This is a genomic window from Novosphingobium resinovorum, assembly GCF_001742225.1.
Classification (GTDB): Bacteria; Pseudomonadota; Alphaproteobacteria; order Sphingomonadales; family Sphingomonadaceae; genus Novosphingobium; species Novosphingobium resinovorum_A.
Map to the genome: position 1 here is coordinate 453,868 of NZ_CP017075.1, position 21,733 is coordinate 475,600.

General features: G+C 65.9%; 19 protein-coding genes. 9 read left to right on the top strand and 10 right to left on the bottom strand.

Annotated features, from left to right (window positions below):
• Nucleotides 1-4: 4 nt before the first annotated feature.
• From BES08_RS02050 to BES08_RS02065, 4 genes are all read left to right on the top strand, one after another.
• Nucleotides 5-355 carry a DMT family protein gene (locus tag BES08_RS02050; protein ID WP_008828838.1) on the top strand — a complete coding sequence of 117 codons (351 nt, stop codon included), beginning with the start codon at nt 5-7 and terminating at the stop codon, nt 353-355.
• A 16-nt stretch (nt 356-371) separates the two neighbouring features.
• A complete protein-coding gene (locus BES08_RS02055) occupies nt 372-1,550 on the top strand; it encodes a carboxynorspermidine decarboxylase (protein ID WP_069707568.1) in 1,179 nt (392 codons plus the stop codon).
• Nucleotides 1,551-1,965: 415 nt separating this feature from the next.
• Nucleotides 1,966-3,174, top strand: coding sequence for a type III PLP-dependent enzyme (locus BES08_RS02060; protein ID WP_069707569.1), 1,209 nt, complete (start codon nt 1,966-1,968; stop codon nt 3,172-3,174).
• A gap of 109 nt (nt 3,175-3,283) precedes the next feature.
• Entirely contained in the window at nt 3,284-4,798 is a 1,515-nt protein-coding gene (locus BES08_RS02065; RefSeq protein ID WP_231958134.1) for a hypothetical protein, read from the top strand.
• Here BES08_RS02065 and BES08_RS02070 read toward each other — a convergent pair.
• The 4 genes from BES08_RS02070 to murI all read right to left on the bottom strand — a co-directional run bounded on the left by BES08_RS02070 (nt 4,788) and on the right by murI (nt 9,069).
• Complete coding sequence (locus tag BES08_RS02070; protein WP_069707571.1) at nt 4,788-5,888, bottom strand: NADH:flavin oxidoreductase/NADH oxidase; 1,101 nt, start codon at nt 5,886-5,888, stop codon at nt 4,788-4,790. The genes BES08_RS02065 and BES08_RS02070 overlap by 11 nt on opposite strands.
• A gap of 165 nt (nt 5,889-6,053) precedes the next feature.
• A complete protein-coding gene (gene hemA / locus BES08_RS02075; RefSeq protein ID WP_069709120.1) occupies nt 6,054-7,268 on the bottom strand; it encodes a 5-aminolevulinate synthase in 1,215 nt (404 codons plus the stop codon).
• A 128-nt stretch (nt 7,269-7,396) separates the two neighbouring features.
• Nucleotides 7,397-8,221 carry a hypothetical protein gene (locus tag BES08_RS02080; protein WP_069707572.1) on the bottom strand — a complete coding sequence of 275 codons (825 nt, stop codon included), beginning with the start codon at nt 8,219-8,221 and terminating at the stop codon, nt 7,397-7,399.
• Complete coding sequence (murI, locus tag BES08_RS02085) at nt 8,218-9,069, bottom strand: glutamate racemase (RefSeq protein ID WP_375154514.1); 852 nt, start codon at nt 9,067-9,069, stop codon at nt 8,218-8,220. The genes BES08_RS02080 and murI overlap by 4 nt, the downstream gene beginning before the upstream one ends.
• 107 nt (nt 9,070-9,176) lie before the next feature.
• Between murI and plsY the strand changes: the two genes are divergently transcribed.
• The 4 genes from plsY (at nt 9,177) to BES08_RS02105 (ending at nt 13,841) form a co-directional block, all read left to right on the top strand.
• Nucleotides 9,177-9,764 carry a glycerol-3-phosphate 1-O-acyltransferase PlsY gene (gene plsY / locus BES08_RS02090; protein WP_008828830.1) on the top strand — a complete coding sequence of 196 codons (588 nt, stop codon included), beginning with the start codon at nt 9,177-9,179 and terminating at the stop codon, nt 9,762-9,764.
• Entirely contained in the window at nt 9,761-10,870 is a 1,110-nt protein-coding gene (gene dprA, locus BES08_RS02095) for a DNA-processing protein DprA (RefSeq protein WP_069707574.1), read from the top strand. Before plsY ends, dprA begins: the two co-directional genes overlap by 4 nt.
• 158 nt (nt 10,871-11,028) lie before the next feature.
• A complete protein-coding gene (topA, locus tag BES08_RS02100) occupies nt 11,029-13,665 on the top strand; it encodes a type I DNA topoisomerase (RefSeq protein ID WP_069707575.1) in 2,637 nt (878 codons plus the stop codon).
• On the top strand, nt 13,662-13,841 hold the full coding sequence (locus tag BES08_RS02105) for a hypothetical protein (RefSeq protein WP_008828827.1): 180 nt from the start codon (nt 13,662-13,664) through the stop codon (nt 13,839-13,841). Before topA ends, BES08_RS02105 begins: the two co-directional genes overlap by 4 nt.
• Before the next feature lie 34 nt (nt 13,842-13,875).
• On the opposite strand, the gene BES08_RS02110 is transcribed toward BES08_RS02105, so the two are convergent.
• The 5 genes from BES08_RS02110 to lepB all read right to left on the bottom strand — a co-directional run bounded on the left by BES08_RS02110 (nt 13,876) and on the right by lepB (nt 19,176).
• Nucleotides 13,876-15,387, bottom strand: a complete 1,512-nt coding sequence (locus BES08_RS02110) for an ArnT family glycosyltransferase (RefSeq protein ID WP_083274564.1) — start codon at nt 15,385-15,387, stop codon at nt 13,876-13,878.
• A gap of 120 nt (nt 15,388-15,507) precedes the next feature.
• Nucleotides 15,508-16,599 (bottom strand): SGNH/GDSL hydrolase family protein, encoded by a 1,092-nt coding sequence (locus tag BES08_RS02115; protein WP_069707576.1) that lies wholly within the window; start codon nt 16,597-16,599, stop codon nt 15,508-15,510.
• Complete coding sequence (era, locus tag BES08_RS02120) at nt 16,596-17,489, bottom strand: GTPase Era (protein WP_036522661.1); 894 nt, start codon at nt 17,487-17,489, stop codon at nt 16,596-16,598. The genes BES08_RS02115 and era overlap by 4 nt, the downstream gene beginning before the upstream one ends.
• 175 nt (nt 17,490-17,664) lie before the next feature.
• Nucleotides 17,665-18,333, bottom strand: coding sequence for a ribonuclease III (gene rnc / locus BES08_RS02125; RefSeq protein WP_008828823.1), 669 nt, complete (start codon nt 18,331-18,333; stop codon nt 17,665-17,667).
• Nucleotides 18,334-19,176 carry a signal peptidase I gene (lepB, locus tag BES08_RS02130; protein ID WP_069709122.1) on the bottom strand — a complete coding sequence of 281 codons (843 nt, stop codon included), beginning with the start codon at nt 19,174-19,176 and terminating at the stop codon, nt 18,334-18,336. It abuts the gene before it with no gap.
• A gap of 148 nt (nt 19,177-19,324) precedes the next feature.
• Here lepB and pgi point away from each other — a divergent pair, with 148 nt between their 5' ends.
• Entirely contained in the window at nt 19,325-20,845 is a 1,521-nt protein-coding gene (gene pgi / locus BES08_RS02135) for a glucose-6-phosphate isomerase (RefSeq protein WP_156799750.1), read from the top strand.
• A 64-nt stretch (nt 20,846-20,909) separates the two neighbouring features.
• Here pgi and BES08_RS02140 read toward each other — a convergent pair whose 3' ends face one another.
• Nucleotides 20,910-21,572, bottom strand: a complete 663-nt coding sequence (locus tag BES08_RS02140) for an RBBP9/YdeN family alpha/beta hydrolase (protein ID WP_069707577.1) — start codon at nt 21,570-21,572, stop codon at nt 20,910-20,912.
• Between the last annotated feature and the right edge of the window lie 161 nt (nt 21,573-21,733).

Below are 21,733 nucleotides of genomic sequence, written 5' to 3' on the forward strand. Positions count from 1 at the left end.
CGGCATGAACTGGTCCTTCGTCGCGCCCGTGGCTTTGCTGGCGGGCTCCAACCTGTTCATGAACACGGCGTGGTATCTCCACCTCAAGGTGCCCGGAAAGGCGCTGTGGGTGGCGATCGCGATGAGCTGGGGCATCGCCTTCTTCGAGTATTGCCTCGCCGTTCCGGCCAACCGGATCGGCAGTTCCGCCTATTCGCTCGGCCAGCTCAAGGTCATGCAGGAGGCGTTCTCGCTGCTGGGCTTCGTGCTCGTGGCCTGGGCGCTGTTCGGGCAGAAGCCGGGCTGGAACGAGATCGTCGGCTTTTGCCTTGTCGGGGCAGGGGCGTGGTTCATCTTCAAAGGCCCGCTGGGCTGACTTGGGACTAAGCATCATGGAAACCAGAGCCGGCGATCCGGGCGCTTTCGCGAACTTCGACCTGTCGCGCGTCGACAGTCCCGCCTTCGTGGTCGATGCGGCCAAACTGCGTTCCAACCTGCGCATCCTGAGCGACATTGGCGAACAGTCTGGCGCGAAGGTGCTGTCGGCGCTGAAGGCCTTCTCGATGTGGTCCACCGCGCCGATCGTGGGCGAGTATCTCGACGGCGTCTGCACTTCGGGCCTGTGGGAAGCGCGCCTCGCCTCGGAATTCTACGACGGCGAGATCGCCACGTACTGCGCGGCCTACAAGGCGGAGGACATGGACGAGATCCTGCGCCTCTCCGACCACGTGATCTTCAACTCGCCCGCCCAGATCGAGCGCTTCTGGCCCTTCATCGAAGGTGCCCGCGCGCGCGGCGAGAGCTTCGACATCGGACTGCGCGTCAACCCGCTGCACCCCGAAGGCGAAGTCCCCAAGTACGACCCGAGCGCCCCGCATTCGCGCCTTGGCTTCCCGATCGACCAGCTTACCGAAGAGCACGTCGGATTGATCGACGGCATCCACTTCCACAACTTGTGCGAGCAGGATTTCGAGCCGCTCCAGCGCACCTGGGAAAAGGTGTTCGATTTCCTCGAACCGTTCTTCGGCCAGCTCAAGTGGATCAACATCGGCGGCGGCCACCACGTCACCCGCGCGGATTACCAGCGCGAGGAATTGATCGAATTCCTCGCCGACATGGCCGAGGATACCGGCGCCGAAATCTACATCGAACCTGGCGAGGCGGTTGCGCTGGACGCCGGGATTCTGGTGGGCACCGTGCTCGATGTGGGCTGGAACGGCATGCCGGTGGCGATCGTCGACATTTCCGCCACGTGCCACATGCCCGATGTGATCGAGGCGCCGTATCGCCCCGCCATGCTGGGCGAGCGCGGTGAGGATGCAGCCGAGGCCATACGTCTCGGCGGCCCGTCGTGTCTCGCGGGCGACGTGATCGGCGACTATGTGCTGCCGGCCGATCCCGAAGCCGGACAGCGCTTCGCGTTCCTCGACCAGGCGCATTACTCGATGGTCAAGACGACGACCTTCAACGGCGTGCCGTTGCCGTCGATCTGGCTGTGGGATTCGGAAACCGACGCGCTCGAATGCGTCCGCCGGTTCGATTACGAGGACTTCCGCGGCCGTCTGAGCTGATCCCCGGAGGTATCCTGACGCGGGCGTTAAGCATGAAAGGGGCGGGTGTCTGCGAAGCTGCAACCACCCGCCGTGCCCATGATGCAGCCAATCCCGTTAAGGCGAATCGTCCGGGACCGATCCTGCGCCTTGCCGCGTTGCAAACGATGACACGGACGGCCTGACTGTCACTGGGGTGTCATCACGCTGCAATGGAGTGGATCAATGCAAGCCGCTGCAGAAAAACGGAATTTCATGAGATCGTACGCCCGGTTCGGCGCCCGCTTCCGGCTAGATGACGTTTTTGTGAAAGTCCCCGTTTTTCACTTGCGATTCATGTCCTGAGCCTTATATCCCGCCCCTCGCTGCCCCATGGGGACTTCCAAACCGCAAGGCAGCTCTTGTCTGTTAACACACCGTTTGGGGGTCCCTTGAGTTGCACGCATTCCTCGACGCACCGGCCGTAGCGCGCACCCTCGCGCCTGACGAACCAGTCATTCTGAACCGCCCGCATGCTGCGGCGCGCGCTGCCCGATTCTTCGCCACGAAGTTTCCGGGCAAGTCGCTCTATGCGGTGAAGGCGAACCCGTCGCCCGACCTCGTCCAGATCCTCTGGGACAACGGCATCACGCACTACGACGTCGCCTCGATCACCGAGGTGCGCATGGTGCGCGGCGTCCTGCCGGACGCGACCCTGTGCTTCATGCACCCGGTCAAGACCGCCAGCGCGATCCGCGAAGCCTACTTCCAGCACGGCGTGCGCACCTTCAGCCTCGACACCCTTGAGGAAGTCGAGAAGATCGTCGAAGCCACCACCGATGCCGAGGGCAACACCGCCACCGACCTGCGCCTCTGCGTGCGCCTGCGCGTCTCGTCTGAGTATTCGGAACTGAGCCTCGCGTCGAAGTTCGGCATCGACGTTGCCGATGCGGGCGAACTGCTGCAGGCCACCCGTCAGGTCGCCGACTGGCTGGGCGTGTGCTTCCACGTCGGTTCGCAGGCGATGACGCCGTTCGCCTACGTGCAGGCGCTCGAGCGCGCCCGTGCGGCCATTGCAGCCGCTGGCGTGGTCATCGACATGGTCGACGTCGGCGGGGGCTTCCCCTCGTCGTACCCGGGCATGGAACCGCCGCCGCTCGAGGACTACTTCGCGATCATCCATCGTCACTTCGAGGCGCTGCCGATCGCCTACAACGCAGAGCTGTGGTGCGAGCCGGGCCGCGCGCTGTCAGCCGAGTACAACTCGCTGATCGTCAAGGTCGAGAAGCGTCGCGGCGACGAGCTGTACATCAACGACGGTGCCTACGGCGCGCTCTATGATGCGGCGCACGTTGCATGGCGCTTCCCGGTAAAGGCGATCGCCAAGGACGGCGAACGTTCGTCGGAGCTGAAGGAGTTCTCCTTCTACGGCCCGACCTGCGACGATGCCGACTTCATGGAAGGCCCCTTCTTGCTCCCCGCTGACATCAAGGCGGGCGACTGGATCGAGGTCGGCATGCTTGGCGCCTATGGTGCCGCCATGCGCACGGCGTTCAACGGCTTCGGCGGCGGTGAGGTCGTCCTTGCCCAGGACGAGCCGATGGCCAGCCTCTACACCGGCCGGAAGGACCCGCGCGTTTCGGACAACGTCGTCTCGCTGCGCTGATCCGATCAGTTAGGAATAACGAGAGGCCCCCGGGACCGATGGTTCCGGGGGTTTTCGTTTGCGTGGGCGATTGGGGCGATCTTAACACTCCGCGGGCTACATGGCGCTGATGCCGAAACTCGACGACCGCACCCCGATCCCGCGCTGGCGGATGCTCATGCCTGCGATGGTGGCGCTGGCTTTCCTGCCGGTGCTGCTGGCGCCGGTGCCGGGTTTCGTCGACATGCCGTCGCACATGGCACGGCATCACGTTCTGGCCAACATCACTGCCGATCCTGCGCTGAGCAGGATGTTCGCGGTACATTGGCAGTGGATCGCCAACCTCGGCGCCGATCTGCCTTCGGTGCTGCTGGCGCCCCTGCTGGGCAGCGAGCGTGCGACGCTGGTGGTTGGAGCCTTGCTGGCGCCGCTGACGGTCATGGGCCTGTTCCAGCTTTCCCGCGCCGCGCATGGGCGAGTGAGCGCAAGCGCTTTCGTTGCACTGCCTTTCGCCATGCATCAGGCATGGATGTGGGGGTTTCTCAATTACTGCATGGGCATCGGTCTGGCCTTGCTGGTTGCGGCATGGCTGTACACCCGGCCGCGCGAAAGCGGACGCGAGCAGGTGATTCTGGCAGTTGCGGCGCTGGTCGTGTGGACGGCGCATATGGCGAGTTGGGTGGTCCTGCTTATCCTCGCGGCGGGCAACGAGTTGGGGAAGCTCGGAAGCTGGCGCGAGGTGTGGCCGGCGATGCGGCGCAATCTCGTTCTGCTGGTGCCGGTCGTGCCGCTGCTGCTCTGGCGTTCCGAGGCGGCGGGGCACGGGAGCGGCCCGGCCTACGTCGACTTCGTTAACACCAAGATCGTGGTCTTCGCCAGCGTGCTGCGAGGCACGGACAAGCTGGTGGATATCGGTTTGCTGGCGGCGCTGGCCTGCGTCAGTGGGGTTGCCTTGCTGTGGGCGTCGGGGCGCAGGCTGGAGCGAAGGTTGCTCGTCAGCGGGGTGCTGCTCGCCTTCGCGGCGGTCGCGGCCCCCACGACGATCCTCAATGCATGGGGCACGGACTTGCGTACCGCGCCTATCGCGCTGCTGGCCCTCGTGCTGGCGATCACGCCGAGCGCCCGTCCCGAACGGGAGCGCCTGATCGTGATGGCGGGAATCGCGTTGTTCTGCGTGCGCGTGGGGACAGTGACCCGGGATTGGGTGCGCCATGGCCACGTCCTCGAACAACGCCTGACGCTGCTCGGCGCCGTGCCGCGCGGAGGGCGCGTCGGCTATCTCTGGGCGGCGCCGGATTGCGGTTTTCCCTGGCGTCTGGTGCCGGACGAGAAGCTGGGCAGCTATGCGCTCACGCGCAGGGATGTCTACGTCAACACGCTGTTTATGGTCGACAATGCCAAGCTGATGACCGTCCGCGACCCGCTCCTCGCGCAGCGCTGGTCCGGTGGGACGCAGGACGTGGCGCCGCTTTGCCCTCAAAACCGGCCGGACCTTGCCGCGATGAACGTAAAGATTGCGGGCATGCGTGCGGATGGTTTCGACGCGGTCTGGGTTTCGGGCGGGATTCCGGTCGACCTGCCGCCGCCGCCGGGCTTCGTCGTGGCGAAGCGGGCGGGCGGCGACACGCTGTTTGTCAGGCGCTGACGAACAGGTCCTTGTAGGCGCGCGGCTGGCTGCGCAGGAACTGCGGCGCCACGGCGATCTTTGCGCCCAGCGCCGCTGCGGCATGCCACGGCCAGCGCGGGTCGTAGAGCACGGTACGCGCAAGCCCGATCATGTCGGCATCGCCGGTTGCGATGATGGCTTCGGCTTGCTCCGGTTCGGTGATGAGGCCCACGGCGATCACCGGTATGGACACCGCCTGCTTCACCGCCCTTGCCAGCGGCACCTGATAGTTGGGGCCGACGGGAATCTTCTGCTCGATGTGCAGCCCGCCGCTGGAGACGTGGATCGCAGCCGCGCCGCGCGCTTCCAGAGCCCTGGAGAAGGCGACGGTCTGCTCGATGTCCCAGCCACCCTCTACCCAGTCGGTGCCGGAGAGGCGCACTGTCACCGGCTTCTCGGCAGGAAAGGCTGCGCGCACCGCGTCGTAGACTTCCAGCGGGAAGCGCATGCGGTTCTCGAGGCTGCCGCCATACTCGTCCGTGCGCGTGTTGGAGAGCGGCGACAGGAATTGGTGCAACAGGTAGCCGTGCGCGGCATGGATCTGGATGGCGTCGATCCCGAGCCGTGCGGCGCGATGCGCGGCCTCGGCAAAGGCGGTGCGGACGCGGGCTAGCCCGGCGCTGTCCAACGCCACCGGCGCGTTCTCATGCTTCTGGAAGGGCAGGTCGGAGGCAGAGACCGTCTGCCAGCCGTTGGCTGCGTCCGGTGCGATCTGGGCGCCGCCGTCCCATGGCTTGGCGGTGCTGGCCTTGCGACCGGCATGGGCAAGCTGGATGGCGATGGGCATTTTCGACCAGCGGCGGACGCTTTCCAGGACTTTGCCCATGGCTGCCTCGGTGGCGTCGTCCCACAGGCCCACGTCGGCGTAGGAGATGCGCCCCTCGGGCAGGACGGTGGTTGCCTCGATCGTCAGGATGGCGGCGCCCGACTGGGCAAGCTGGCCGAGGTGCTGGGTGTGCCAGTCGGTCATGCGGCCGTCCTCGGCGGAATACTGGCACATCGGCGCGATGACGATGCGATTGGCGAGCGTGACGTCGCCGAGAGTAAGGGGCTCGAAGAGCTTTGCCATGGATGGTCCTCTGGTCATGTCGTTGCAAAGGGGGGAGAGAGCGCTGGAAGCGCCGCAACGCACGTGCACTTGGGAACGGAGCGCGTGAGAAAAAAGGCCCCCCGCGCGGTGCGGAGGGCCTTTCGGACAAGAATATCTTGCAACTGCGAAAGCGTGCCGCTCGTCTCAGGCGGCGAGGCGCATTTCCAGCCTGTCCCAGATTTCGACCAGGGCTTCGGTCAGTTCGCGCATCATCTCTTCGGTGTGCGCGGGGCCGGGGGTGAAGCGCAGGCGCTCGGTGCCGCGCGGGACGGTCGGGAAATTGATCGGTTGCACGTAGGCACCATACTCGGCGAGCAGGATGTCGCTGATCTGCTTGGCGCGCACCGGATCGCCCACCATGAGCGGGACGATGTGCGTGACGGAGTCCATAACCGGCAGGCCCGCATCGCGGAACATCAGCTTCATCATCGCGGCGGAACGCTGCTGGCCCTCACGCTCGACGCTCGAGCTCTTGAGGTGACGCACCGAAGCGAGCACGCCCGCGACCAGCACCGGCGAGAGCGAGGTCGTGAAGATGAAGCCCGGCGCGTAGGAGCGGATGCAGTCGATGATCTTGTTGTTGGTGGCGATATAGCCGCCCATGACACCGAACGCCTTGCCCAGCGTGCCCTCGATGATGTCGATGCGGTGGGCGGCCTCGTCACGGTCGGTGATGCCGCCGCCGCGTGGGCCGTACATACCGACCGCGTGGACTTCGTCGATGTAGGTGAGGGCGTTGTACTTTTCGGCGAGGTCGCAGATCGCGTGGATCGGGGCGACGTCGCCGTCCATCGAATAGACCGATTCGAAGGCGATCAGCTTGGGCAGGGCAGGATCGGTCTCGGCCAGCAGTTCCTCGAGGTGTTCGAGGTCGTTGTGGCGCCAGACCTTCTTTTCGCAGCCCGAATTGCGGATGCCTGCGATCATGCTGGCGTGGTTCAGTTCGTCCGAGAAGATCACGCAGCCGGGCAGCAGCTTGGCCAGCGTCGAGAGCGTGGCGTCGTTCGAGACGTAGCCCGAAGTGAACAGCAGCGCGCCCTGCTTGCCGTGCAGGTCGGCCAGTTCGGCCTCGAGGTCGACATGGTAATGCGTGTTGCCGCCGATATTGCGGGTGCCGCCGGAGCCGGCGCCGACGTCGTGCAGCGCCTCTTCCATGGCCTCGATCACCTTGGGGTGCTGGCCCATGGCGAGATAGTCGTTGGAGCACCACACGGTGATCGGCTTCGGCCCGTTGTGGCCGGCGAAGCACCGCGCGTTCGGATAGGCGCCCTTGTTGCGCAGGATGTCGATGAAGACGCGGTAGCGCCCTTCGGAGTGAAGGCGCTCGATCGCCTGGTCGAAAATGTGCTCGTAGTTCACGGTGTCGACTTTGTCCTGCCTTGCCTGTTCCGGCGCCTGCCCAAAGCGTTGCGCCCGTTGCCCGGACTGCATTTGCTGCGGCCAATAGCTTATCGCGTCTCTCATTGCCAGTCGCTTGTACCTAAGGGCTAATCGGAAAACGTGCCTGCGGAAAACGGGATTTTGGAAGGCTCGTGCCCCGCAACGATCGTCATCTGCGGCGCGGCGCGGTGCAATGCATTGATCGTCATCAACCAGGAGAGGGTTTCTCTGCGGAAAGAGGCAATCTCTCCGCGCGTGGCGATGCGTGCGGGAAGGCGCAATTCCTTCCAGTTGACGGCGAGCTTGGCGATGTCACCGGTGAACAGGAACTCGCGATCGTCCGAGAGCCGGACGTAGACCATGTTCGCTTCCGGCGCGACGCCGCTGGCCGGAATCACCACGACGCCGGGCGCGAGCGTATAAGGCACGTCGCCCGAGGGCGGCAGTTCCTGCTCCACCCGGTGCGTGCCCGTTGGATAGCCGCCGTTGTGAGTCGGCTTGTCGGCGAGCAGGATGACGTGGGAGGCTTTCGACAATGCGGTCTCGATGCGGGCCTGTGCCTCACCGCTGTACCGATCGAACTCGTGCGTCATGGCCGAGGAGCGGGAGATCCCGGCGTCGATCACGATCGGGCCGTTGCCCGGCACGATCAGTTCATAAGCGCTGATAATGTTGGGAGCTTGCCGCAGACCGCCGCCCGCCACCAGCATGTTGCGCGAGGTCATGCGCAGGCCCACCGTCTCGACGCGCAGTTCGATGGGGCGCTGGCCATCGCTCGCGTCCGCGAGCTTGCGCAGAGCGCCTATCGTCAGCGGCTTTGCCCTGGGCTCACCGCTCCCGATCCCGGCCCCGGCATCGGCCAGGAACCAGTAGTAGGGGATGGCGATGATGAGCAGTACCGACAACAACCATACATTGAGCCGTCGCGTCAAAACCTCTCGATCCTCATGAGCCCGTAATGCGCCAGCTTCTCGGCATAGGCACCGGGCAATTCTCCCTGTCCGGTGAATAGCGCGCGGTCGGGTCGTTGGCGAGAATATTCCTGTCCCGCAGTGAGACGCGCGACCTGCCGCGCGATGCCTTGTGCGCCGTGCACGAAGCGTACGCCTGGGCCGAAAGCCTCGGCGAGTTCGGCTTCGACCAGCGGGAAATGCGTGCACGCGAGAACCACGGTGTCGATGCGCTCGCCATCGGGCTGCATGCGCAGCGCCTGGGCGGCATGACGGATGAGCGCGGGATCGACGGGTTCGCCGCGCAGCTTGGCCTCGGCCGCCTCGACGAGACCGGGCGCGCCGTGGCGGAGCAGCCGCTTTCCGGCGGCGAATTCGTGCTCCAGCCGGTCGACATAGGCCTGCCGGATAGTCGCCTCGGTGCCGAGCAGGCCGATCACGCCGGTCTTCGTCATCGCGGCGGCGGGCTTGATGGCGGGCACGGTGCCGACGATCGGCACTTCCAGCACTTCGCGCACCATGCCCAGCGCGATGGTCGAGGCGGTATTGCAGGCGATGCAGACCAGACGCGGGCGGAAACGCTCCGTCATGCGGCCGAGCAGCCCGGCCACGCGCGCCGCGATCTGCGCCTCGGTCTTGGTGCCGTAAGGCAGTCCGGCGGTGTCGGCGGCATAGATGATCGACGCATCAGGCAGGGCCTTGCGCACTTCCTCCAGCACGGTGAGCCCGCCGACGCCCGAATCGAACAGCAGGATCGGCGACGTCGCATCGATCCTTGCAAGCGTGGTGGCGACGCTCTGCGGCGCGCTCTCGATATCGGAAGCCATCATCAATCCCTGGACCTTGCCACCTGTTAACCGCGTCGGGGTTGTCCCGGCAACGCCGAATGCTGCAACCTGTCTTCTGCAAAGCGCGATAGGGCGCTAAGGCGCGTCGCATGACTTGGATTCTTCCGCTCGTACTCGGCTATCTGCTCGGCTCCGTGCCGTTCGGCCTCATTCTGACCCGGGTGACCGGCGCCGGCGACTTGCGCTCGATCGGATCGGGCAACATCGGCGCGACCAACGTGCTGCGCACCGGGCGCAAGGGCCTTGCCGCTGCCACGCTGCTGCTGGACCTGCTCAAGGGGCTGGCGGCGGTGTTGATCGCTGCGCAGATCTGGCCCGAAACGGCACCGCTGGCAGCCCTGGGCGCGCTCCTCGGCCACTGCTTCCCGGTCTGGCTGCGTTTCAAGGGGGGCAAGGGCGTGGCGACCGCAGCGGGCGTGGCCTTCGGTCTCGCATGGCCGGTCGGGTTGGCTTACGCGCTGACGTGGATCGGGTTGCTGGCGACGGTGCGCATCTCCTCGGTATCGGGCATGACTGCGGCGATCGTCGCGCCGCTTGCCGCGTTCGTGCTGGGCTATCCGCAGGCGGGGTTGGTCCTGACCGTCATTGCCGCGCTCGTGCTGTTCCAGCACCGTGAGAACATCGCCCGTCTGCGTGCGGGAACCGAACCGCGCATCGGAGGCGGCAAGAAAAAGTGAGTGCCCCGGGCGGTCTTTCGCGGGACGAGGCCTTCGCCCGCATTCGCCTGTTACGCTCGCCCCATGTCGGACCGGTCACTTACCGCCACCTCCTGGCCCGGTTCGGCAACGCAGTAAACGCGATCGCGGCCTTGCCGGAGGTCGCGGGGCGATCCGGACGTCCTTACGCGCCCGCGCCGGAGCGCCGCGTTCACGACGAGATCGCCGCCGCTCGCAAAACCGGCGCGCGTTATCTCTTCCACGATTCGCCGGACTATCCGCGCCTTCTCGGCGAGACCGAGGGCGCGCCGCCGATCCTGACCTGGCGCGGAGACATGTCCGTGCTGGCGCGGCCGTGCGTCGCCATGGTCGGCGCGCGCAATGCTTCCGCTGCCGCGATCCGGCTGGCACGGGAGTTTGCGCATGAACTTGCCGGAGAGGGCTGGACAGTCGTTTCCGGCCTCGCCCGCGGCATCGACGGGGCCGCGCATCAGGGCGCACTCGCGGCGGGTGGAGCGACCGTGGGCATCATCGCCAGCGGCATCGACATCACGTATCCGCCCGAGCACGCAGCCCTGCAGGAAGAGGTCGCGACGCGCGGTCTGCTGCTGGCGGAGCAGCCTCCCGGCTCCGAGCCGCTGGCACGCCATTTCCCCTCCCGCAACCGGATTATTGCCGGGTTGTGCCTGGGCACCTTGGTGGTCGAGGCAGCGCCGAAGTCCGGCTCGCTCATTACCGCGCGGCTGGCGGGCGAGATGGGGCGGCAGGTCATGGCGATTCCCGGCTCTCCGCTCGATTCGCGCTCGCATGGCTGCAACCAGTTGATCCGCGACGGCGCCACGCTGGTGCAGGCAGCGCAGGACGTGATCGAGGAACTGACCGACTTTTCGGGCGCGATGCCGACGAGCCTGCGCGAAGCGCCCCGCGACTGGGTCGAGGAGGTGCCGTCGGCAGCGGCCGCCAATCCCGCCGACGTGGCGGGTCTGCTCACGACCGCGCCGGTTGCCGTCGATGAACTGATCCGCCAGTCGGGCGCGAGCGCCGCTGCCGTTCAGCTTGCCCTGCTAGAGTTGGAACTGGACGGCAGGCTTGCCCGCCACGCCGGTGGGCGGGTCAGTCTTGGGTGAGCGTGCTGCCCGGAAGAAATCGACGGTGCGTCTTTATCCCGCAGCGCTTATGCGGCAAGGGAGCCGTCCCGGCGGGGCTTGACGGCCCGGTCGAACACGACCCACCTTGTACGTGTATGTATGCGTGCGCGCACGCGAGGGGCAGATCGAGTTAGAGAATGCAGCTAGTCATCGTAGAATCGCCCGCCAAGGCAAAGACCATCGAGAAGTACCTGGGCAAGGACTACAAGGTCCTCGCCAGCTACGGCCACGTCCGCGACCTGCCGCCCAAGGACGGCTCCGTCCGCCCGGACGAGGAGTTCGCGATGGACTGGGAACTCTACGGCGACAAGCAGCGCCAGGTGAAGGCGATCACCGATGCGGCCAAGACCGCCGACCGCCTGATCCTCGCGACCGACCCTGATCGCGAGGGCGAGGCGATCTCGTGGCACGTGAAGGAACTGCTGGCCAAGCGCAAGGCGCTGCCCAAGGACGTGCAGCGCGTCACCTTCAACGCGATCACCAAGGAAACCGTCACTAAGGCGATGACCCAGCCGCGCGAGCTGGATCAGGACCTGATCGACGCCTACCTCGCCCGCCGTGCGCTGGACTACTTGTTCGGCTTCACGCTTTCGCCTGTCCTGTGGCGCAAGCTGCCCGGCGCCAAGTCGGCGGGCCGCGTGCAGTCGGTGGCACTGCGCCTGATCGTCGATCGCGAGCGCGAGATCGAGGCGTTCACGCCGCAGGAATACTGGTCCGTTGCCGCGCAGATGGCGCATGACGGGACCGACTTCACCGCCAAGCTGGTGACGTTCGAGGGCCAGAAGCTCGACCGCCTGAGCCTGGGTGAAGAGGGCATCGCCATGCGGGCCAAGACCGCGGTGGAGCAGGGCGCCTTCAAGGTCGAGGGCGTCGAGACCAAGCCGCATCGCCGCAACCCGCAGCCGCCGTTCACCACCTCGACCTTGCAGCAGGAGGCCGCACGCAAGCTGGGCTTCTCGGCCAGCCAGACGATGCGCGTGGCGCAGACGCTCTATGAAGCGGGTGCGATCACCTACATGCGTACCGATGGCGTGCAGATGGACCCGAGTGCGATCTCGGCCGCCCGCGCCGCCATCGCAGAGCGCTTCTCCGGCCACTTCGTTCCCGAAAAGCCGCGCCACTACGAGACCAAGGCCAAGAACGCGCAGGAAGCGCACGAGGCGATCCGTCCCACCGAGTTCACCAAGGACCGCTTCGGTTCAGGGGACGAGGCGCGCCTGTACGATCTGATCTTCAAGCGCGCGATGGCCAGCCAGATGGCTTCGGCCCAGCTTGAGCGTACCACCGTAACCCTGCGCGACGGAACTGGCCGCAACGAACTGCGCGCCACCGGCACCGTGGTGAAATTCCCGGGCTTCCTTGCCGTCTACGAGGAAGGCCGCGACAACAAGGCCGACGATGACGACGAGGCAGGCCTGCTGCCCTTCATGAAGGCGGGCGACATGCCGGCCAAGAAGGACGTGACCGCCGAGCAGCACTTCACCCAGCCGCCGCCGCGCTTCTCGGAAGCCAGTCTTGTGAAGCGGCTGGAGGAACTGGGCATCGGGCGTCCTTCGACATATGCCGCGACGATCCAGGTCATCAAGGACCGCGCTTACGTGCGGACCGAGAAGAACCGTTTCTTCGCAGAGGAGACGGGGCGACTTCTCACCTCGTTCCTCGAACGCTTCTTCCCCCGCTACGTGGCTTATGAATTCACGGCGGGCATGGAGGACGAACTCGACGACGTTTCGGGCGGACGCCAGGAATGGAAGGCGCTGCTCGAAGCGTTCTGGCGCGACTTCAAGCCCAAGTCCGACGAGGTGATGGAGAAGAAGCCCTCGGAAGTGACCGAGGCGCTGGACGAATTTCTCTCCGATTACCTGTTCCCGCCCAAGGCCGACGGCACGGATCCGCGTGTCTGCCCCAAGTGCGGAGAGGGGCGCCTGTCCCTGCGCGGCGGGCGCTACGGCGCGTTCGTGGCGTGCTCGAACTATCCGGAGTGCAAGTTCACCCGCAAGTTCGCGCAGCCCGGCGGCAACGCCGAAGGCGGCGATGACGAAGGGCTGGGCAAGGACCCCGAGACCGGCATGGAGATCATGCGCCGTACCGGGCGCTTCGGTCCCTACATCCAGCTCGGCGAGGGCAAGGAGGCTAAGCGTGCCTCGATCCCCAAGGATATCGACGAACTGACGCTGGAATGGGGCATCAAGCTGCTCAGCCTGCCGCGCACCGTGGGTCAGCACCCGGAGACGGGCAAGGATATCACTGCAAGCATCGGCCGTTACGGCCCGTACCTTGCGCATGACGGCAAGTATGCACGGCTGCGTTCGACGGCGGAAGTGTTCGACACCGGCATGAACGCCGCGGTCTCGATGCTGGCTGACGCCGCCAATCGCGGCGGCGCGGCCTCGCGCACCAAGGCGGAACCGCTCAAGGTGCTGGGCGCGCATCCAACCAGCGGCGGCGAGATCAAGGTCATGGCGGGCCGCTATGGTCCTTACGTCACCGACGGCACCACCAACGCCACCCTCCCGCGCGACCAGAAGCCGGAGGACCTCACCGCCGAGCAGGCCGTCGTGCTGATCGACGAGAAGGCGGCCAAGGGGCCGGCCAAGGGCAAGAAGAAGGCGCCAGCCAAGAAGGCGGCGCCCAAGAAGACTGCCGCCGCCAAGACGGACGGTGCCAAGAAGCCGGCGGCAAAGAAGGCAACGGCCAAGAAAGCAGCACCGAAAAAGAAGGCGGCCGCAGATGCCGATCAGGACGGCGCCGCACCGTGGGATGTCGAAGCATGAGCGACAAGGTTGCCAAGCACAAGCAGCCCTGGAAGCCCGAGGAACTGCAGAAGCTGCAGACCCTCGCGGGCAAGGGCAAGGGCCTCAAGGAAATTGCCAAGGCCCTCAACCGAACCGAGGAATCGACCAAGGATGCGGCGCGCCAGCATGGCATGAACATCGCCAAGGCGCGGTGACGGTCTCCTGCCCCGGATCAGTTCCGGGGCGGCGTCATTTCAGCCGCCACAGCGCGAACCGGCGGGTGCCTAGGCTGACTTGCGTATAAGTTTGGTAGTCGCTGCGCAGCGCTTCCATGACGATGTCGCGCGTCTTGTCGTTGGCGCGGTTCGGGCGCTTGGACAGCCCGACCACCACCACGCCGGGGCGGCTGGCCATGATGCGGCGTACTTCGCTCACCGGGTCGATGTTCAGCGCGCCCGCTTCATTCATCGCATTGAGGTGGCTTGGGTAGGCAAATCGCGTTGGAATGCAGGCGTTGGTGGTGCGGTAGAGCGCGCTGTCGCCCTCGAAGACGTAAAGGCAGCGGCCGTGCAGTTCGCGCGTGATCGCGTGTGTCATGCTCGCGAACTGCGTGGCATCGCCCCTTTCGCGGACCTGCAGGGCGGGTACCGCGATTGCATCGACGACACCCATGCCCAGGAGCAGTTGGCCGTACCAGCGCTCTCCCGGGCGGCTACGTGCGAGGGCCGGGGCAGCAAGCACGCTCAGCGGCACCAGCACGGGGCCGAGATAGTGGTCGTACCAAGTGCCGAAAACCAGGAACCCGCCGATGCTCGCCAGCGCCCAAATGCGCAGGGACGGCAGGGCTGCCGGGCGCTCTCCGCGAACGGGGCGCAGGCGATGGGGTGCCAGAAGCAGGGCGAGCGCGAAAGGGATCAGCGCCAGGCATTCCTTGGCGAGCCGACCGAAGGCATCGGCCATGTCCGTCGTGCGGCCTAGGATCGAGGTAAAATTGGCTTGCACGAAGGCATCGCCGTGGCCGAGCCATGCATAGCCTGTCCAGACCGCCGCAGTCGGAGCCAGCGCCGCCGCGATCCATCCAGCGCCCGCCAGGACCAGTCTCCGGGGCGGCCAGCCGTCCGCCCAGCCGCGTCCCAGCAGCATCAGGCCAAAGGCAGCGCCTTCGAAGACCGCCGTGTACTTGATCTGCATCGCAAGCCCGAACAGCAGCATCGCCTCCAGGCCGCGGCGGGCAAGCAAGGGATCGTGCGCCCGCGTTCGCACATCGACGACGATCAACGCGGCAAGGGCGACAGGCAGGTTGTAGAACACCGGCGACTGGCCAAGCGCCACGTTGAACACCGGCTGCCAAAGCAGATAGACCAGCCCCGCCCACTGCGCTGCGCGGGGCGGAGCGATGCGGCGGGCGATGCGCTCGATGACCAGCGCGGTGAGCACCGAGCAGGCAAGGCCGAGCAACTGATAAGTCAAGACCGGATCGAACCGCAGGGCGTAAACGGCGCGATAGAGCGCGAACAGGCCCCAGGGCTTGCGATCCCAGATGTCGACGTAGGGAAGGGCGCCCTGCGCCATGCGCTGCCCGACGAGGAGGTAGAACTGCTCGTCCGACTGGAATGCGGGCTTGCCCAGCATCAGCAGTCGCAATGCGAAGGCGATCGGCAGGTACAGCGCGAGCGAACCCAACCGAAGCCGGGCGCCGATAGGACGGCGAACGGCAATCGGAACATTCCGTTGCGCCGCAGCGGCACTCCGCGCGACCATGAGCGACCCTTTCCTCGTTCCGGCCGCGGGGGGAACGGCGGTTGTTGGGAAAGGGCGCTTAAGGCGTTTTGATTGCAGGAATGCGACGGCGGATCGCGCCGTCGCCAGACTTCCGCGGCGTTACGAGCGCTTCTTCGTCTCGTTCGACGGTTTGGCCGTCGGCGCCGGTGTAGGCTTGGCCGTTGGGGCGGCCGTCGGTGCCGGCACCGGGACGGCGGGAATCGGCTGCCCGGGTGCAGGCTTCGTCGGCGCCGGTCCCGGAGGATTGAGGCCGGGCTCGACCGTCACCGAAGGCTTCACTGGCCTTACGCCGGCCTTGATGAGCCAGGACGAAATGCCGTCAGCCGTCGCCTGCATGCCGGCCTTGTTGAGATGCCATTGCAAGCCCTGCCGCCCGTCGTAGCCTTGCGGGGAGCCGATCATCCACGGCTCCTTGTCGCAAGGGGTGTGGGTGGCCGAGGACTGGTTCATCTCGACGACGATGGTGCCGTGCGCCTGCGCCACGCGGCCGGTGATCTCGGCAAGGCGGCGGCCGATCTCGCGCACGATCGCGGCGTCGGTCTCGCTGACCGGGGTGTCGGCGCAGAGCTTGCCCGGCGGCGGCACGGGGGTCAGGTACTGGACGAAGACGATGCGCGCCTGCGGGGCGGTCGCCTTGATGCGGCGGGCGATCTCGTTGAGCTGCGCCTCGTCGCGAACGTAGTCGGCCTCCGTGGGGATGCGGACCGGACCGCAGGCCTTGGTCTTGGCGCCCGAAGTGGCGATGATCTTGGCATTGAAGGCGCAAGTCGCGGAGAACAGGTTGCCGATGTACGACAGGTCGTTGCCGCCGATGGTGATCGTCACCAGCCGGGTGTCGGGCGTGACGCTGTTGATCTGCGGCGGCACTTCGCCCCAGGGGCCGAGCACGTTGTCGGTCACCGCGCCCGAGCAGGAACGGTCGATCAGCACCATGCCGAAGCGTTCGGCGAGCAGCGTCGGGTAGTTGTTGAAGCTCTGACCGCAGCGTGCGGGCCAACTCGGCTTCACGGGCGGAAGCTGGGGGCCAGCCGCGAACGACGAGCCGATGGCGACGTAGCGTTGCCCGGCCAGGTTCTCTTCCACCAGGGTGACCTGCGCCTTCTCGGCGGCCACGGCCTTCATGTAAGGCGTGGCGCAGCCGCACAGCAGGAATGCGGTGGCAGTGAGGGTCGAGAATGCGGCCTTCATCATTTCACCCAGTCGAGTCCGATTTCCTCGTAGATGTCCTTGGTTTCGGCCCAGTTCTCCTCGACCTTCACGTGGAGGAAGAGGTGGACCTTCTGGCCGAGCACTTCGCTCAGTTCCTTGCGCGCGGCCTCGCCGATCGCCTTGATCTTCGAGCCGCCCTTGCCCAGCACGATGGCGCGCTGGTTGTCGCGGGTGACGACGATCTGCTGGCGGATTTCCACCGAGCCGTCCTTGCGCGGGGTATAGGCCTCAGGACGCACGGCGGCGTCGTAGGGCAGTTCCTCGTGGAGCTGGCGGTAGAGCTGTTCGCGCGTGATTTCGCAGGCGAGCAGGCGTTCGCTGGCGTCGGAAACCTGGTCTTCGGGGTAGTGCCAGGGTCCTTCGGACATCTGCCCGGCGAGCCAGGTTTTCAGTTCCGGCACGCCGTCGCCGCTGAGGGCGGAGACGAAGAACACTTCGTCGAACTGCACTTCTGCGGTGAATTCCTGCGCCAGCACCAGCAGCTTTTCCTTGGCGCTTGCATCGACCTTGTTGAGCACCAGCACCTTGCGTTCGGTGCGGTCCTTCAGCGTTTCGAGCAGCGGCATCAGTTCGTGGCGGCGCAGCTTCACCGCATCGACGATCAGCAGGATCGCGTCGGCCTCCTGCGCGCCTTCCCAGGCGGCGGCGACCATCGCGCGGTCGAGGCGGCGGCGGGGCGCGAAGATGCCGGGGGTGTCGGCGAGGATGATCTGCGCCTCGCCCTCGAGCGCGATGCCGAGCAGGCGGGCGCGGGTGGTCTGCGCCTTGGCCGAGGTGATCGCGACCTTCTGCCCGACGAGCGCGTTGACGAGCGTGGACTTGCCCGCGTTGGGGGCGCCGATGACGGCGACGAGACCGCAGTGCTGGGTCATGATTGTGCGGCTCCGGTTGCGCCATGCGGCCTGTGCTTCGACAAGCTCAGCATGAGCGGAAATTCAAGGTTCATGCTGGCATATCCATACATAACGTACTTAAGAATATAAAATTCCCGTATTACAAATCCGCTCACCCTGAGCTTGTCGAAGGGTGATGAAGCAGAACGCCTCGCTAGCCGAATTTCCTCATGAACTCTTCTGCGGCGCCGGTCTCGGCGTCCTGCTTGGAATGGGCGGTGGCCTGTGCCGAACCGACGTTATGGACCGACACCTCGACCGTGAAGCGCGCGGCGTGATCCGGACCTGAACGCTCGATCAGCTTGTACTCGGGCATTCGGCGGCGGTTGCCTGCGGTCCATTCCTGCAGCGCGGACTTGGGATGCTTGCGCTTGCCGGTCTTGCCCTGGAGCGTATCCGCCCAGAGGCCGAGTACCATATCGCGCGCCGCTTCGAAACCGCGCTCGGTGAAGCAGGCGCCGATGATCGCCTCCATCACGTCGCCCAGGATGTTCTCCGAATCCTGTCCGCCGTCATCGCGCGCCTGCTTGCCGAGGCGCATGTGCGGGCCGAGGCCGATGTCGCGGGCGATCGTGGCGCAAGTGGCGCGGCTGACGAGCGCGTTGAGGCGCTGCGAGAGGCGGCCTTCCGCCTCGTCGCTGCCGCGGTAGAGCCATTCGGCCACCGAGAGGCCGAGCACCCGGTCGCCCAGGAACTCCAGCCTTTCGTAATTGCGTTTCTCGCCGGTGGAGCCGTGCGTCAGGGCCGCTTGCCAGAGCGCTTCGTCGAGCGGCTCCTGGCCGGAATGCTTGATCAGAAAGGCGCGGGTATTTGCTTCAAGCACTCAGATCACGCTCCCGATGCGGCTCCAGCGCGCGGCGGTGAACCATGTCCAGGGCTTGATCCATTCGGACGAACCGTCGGTCGAGAACATCATGACTGCCGCCTTGCCGACAAGGTTCTCCTGCGGGACCATGCCGACGCCGCCGCCCTCGACCGCCGGGAAACGGCTGTCCATCGAGTTGTCGCGGTTGTCGCCCATCAGGAACAGGTGGCCTTCAGGGACCACGAAAACGCCAGTGTCGTCCTGCGGGGTCGGCCCCATGTCGAGCACGGTGTAGCTCTTGCCGTTCGGCAGCGTCTCGCGGAACTGTGGGTAGGAGCAGACGTCCTTGCCGTTGTCCGTGGTTTCGAAGCCGGGGCCGCAATCGGTGTTGGGGCTGACGGGCACGGTGAAGTTGGCGACCTTCACCTTGGGCACCGACTTGCCGTTGATCCACAGCTGGCCCCCCTTCATCTGGATCTCGTCGCCGGGCAGGCCGATGACGCGCTTGATGTAGTCGACGTCGTTGTCCGGCGGGGCCTTGAAGATGACGACGTCGCCGCGCTCGGGCTGGCTGGCCAGGATGCGCCCGGGGATCAGCGGCACGCTGAACGGCAGCGAGTATTTCGAGAAGCCGTAGGACCACTTGGTGGCGAACAGATAGTCGCCGGTCAGCAGCCGTGGCAGCATCGACTCGCTGGGGATGTTGAAGGGCGAAACGATGAAGCTGCGCAGCACCACCACGCCCAGCACCAGCCAGAACAGGAACGAGAAGAAGTTCTCGTCCTTCTTGGGCTTGGCATCAGGGGCTCCGGCGGGTGCCTGGCCGGCTTCGATCTTTGTCGCGCTATGGGTGTCGCTCATGGGCAAACCCTTGCCCATGGCCGCGTGCTTCCGTCAAGAGCGATCCCGACCAACATGAGGTGCTGGCCGATAATTGCACAACTCGGGCTTGGATTTCGCAACTGCGGAACGCATAAGGCGCACCGAATGCTTACAGGAGATGCGTTGTATGAGCGAAGCGGTATGGAACAAGCTGCAGGGCCTCGACAAACCCACCTTGAGGCAGCTTTTCGATGCCGATTCCGGCCGTCTGGATGCTTTCGCGACGCGCTTAGAACTGGGTGAGGAGGAGAACTCCACCGGAATCCTGTTCGACTGGTCGAAGACGCACCTCGACGCCGCGCACGTCGCCGCCTTCGAGGAACTGGCGCAGGCGCAGGACTTCGCTGGCCGCCGCGCGGCGCTGTTCGCGGGCGAGATCGTCAATCCGACCGAAGGCCGCGCCGCCGAGCACACCGCCCAGCGCGGCGTCGGCAAGGACGAGAGCGTCCAGATCGCTGCCGAGAACCACCACCGCATGGCCGCCATCGTCGAGGCCATCCACCGCGGCGCCATGGGCGAGGTGAGGCACCTTATCCATGTCGGCATCGGCGGTTCGGCGCTCGGCCCGGCGCTCGCGATCGACGCGCTGGCCCGTGAGGGCGCGATGGTGGACGTGCATGTCGTCTCCAACATCGACGGCTGCGCGCTGGAGCAGGCCTTTGCCAAGTGCGATCCGGCCACCACGATGCTCGCGGTCGCTTCCAAGACCTTCACCACCATCGAGACGATGACCAACGCCGACAGCGTGCTGATCTGGCTGCGCGAGAACGGTGTCGAAGATCCCTACGGCCGGGTCGTCGCGCTCACCGCCGCGCCGGAAAAGGCGATGGAATGGGGCGTGGACGAAACCCGCATTCTGCCGTTCTCCGAGAGCGTGGGAGGGCGTTACTCGCTGTGGTCGTCGATCGGGTTCCCGGTGGCGATGGCGCTGGGCTGGCCGGACTTCGCCGAGTTCCTTGACGGTGCGGCGGCGATGGACGTGCATTTCCGCGATACTGACGGTCTTGCGAACCTGCCCTTGCGTGCTGCTTTCGCCGACCAGTACTACACCCGCCTGCGCGGCTGCCAGACCCGCGCGGTCTTCGCCTATGACGAGCGCATGGCGCTGCTGCCCGACTATCTCCAGCAGCTGGAGATGGAATCCAACGGCAAGCAGGTGACCTTCGATGGCAAGCCGATAGACGGGCCGACCGCGCCGATCACCTGGGGCGGGGTGGGCACCGATGCGCAGCATGCGGTGTTCCAGCTGCTGCACCAGGGCACCAACCTGGTGCCGGTGGACTTCATCGCCTCGATCGCGCCCGGGCACGACCTTGCGTTCGATCACCACCGCATCCTGCTGTCGAACTGCTTCGCGCAGGGTGCCGCGCTGATGGCGGGCAAGGCGAGCGAGGACCCGGCGCGTGCCTATCCGGGCGACCGCCCCTCGGCGACAATCCTGGTGGATGACCTGACGCCCGCCACCTTCGGCGCCCTCGTGGCGTTCCATGAGCACCGGACTTTCGCCAACGCCGTGCTGCTGGGGATCAACCCGTTCGACCAGTTCGGGGTGGAACTCGGCAAGGAGATCGCCAAGCAGATCGAGCAGGGCGGCGTGGAGTTCGATCCCTCGACCACCGCACTGCTGGCGCTGGCGGGAATCGCCTGAAAATAATACGCCGGGACGACGGTGAGGTCGCCCCGGCGCCCTGCAAGGGTAGGATAACGCGCCGTCAGGCGCGGTGTTCGAGGCCCTCGGCCCAATCGGCATGAGCAGGCAGGGCGGATCCCGGCGAGGATGCGCCGATCTCGATCAACTGCGAGAGCAGGCGCTTGCCGTCCTCCCAGCTGCCGAGGCCGGAATCTGCATTGATATGCCCGCTATTCCCGGCGTCGACGAACGTGCTGCCCCAGCGCCGCGCCAGGCTCTTGGATGTCTCGAAGCCCATCCACGGATCGTTGTGGCTCGCCACCAGCAGCGAAGGGAAGGGCAGCGCATCGGCAGGCGTCGGCGCGAAGCCGGTCACCCGTTCGTCGCGCGGAAAAAAGTCGACTTCCGGCGGCGCGACCAGCATCGCGCCGATCACCGGGGCGGACCAGCTCGGCTGCTCGAACTTGGACCACCACGCGGTCAGGATGCAACCGAGGCTGTGGGCGACGATCACCACGGGCCGTCCCGCGCGGTGCACGGCCAGGTTCAAACGGTTGATCCAGGTGTTGCGGTGGGGGGTGTCCCAGGTGCCCAGCTCCACCAGCTGGGCATTGTCGAACTCTTCCGCCCAGCGCCGCTGCCAGTGGCGCGGTCCGCTGCCGTCGAGGCCGGGGACGAGAAGGATCAGCGGTTCCTGCTTTTCGGATTCGCTCTGGGGCGAACGACTTTGAAGAGAACGGGGCATCGGCGATCTCCCTTGTGCTATGGGCTCGAATGTAAACTCAACTGATAAAGTTGACAATGCGTTCCGAGGTCAAAGCGGCAGGAAGAAATTCTTGAGCGCCGGATGGAAATGCGCCTGCCGCGTCCCCGTGTGCTGGCAATCGCAGGCCCCATGTCCCATAT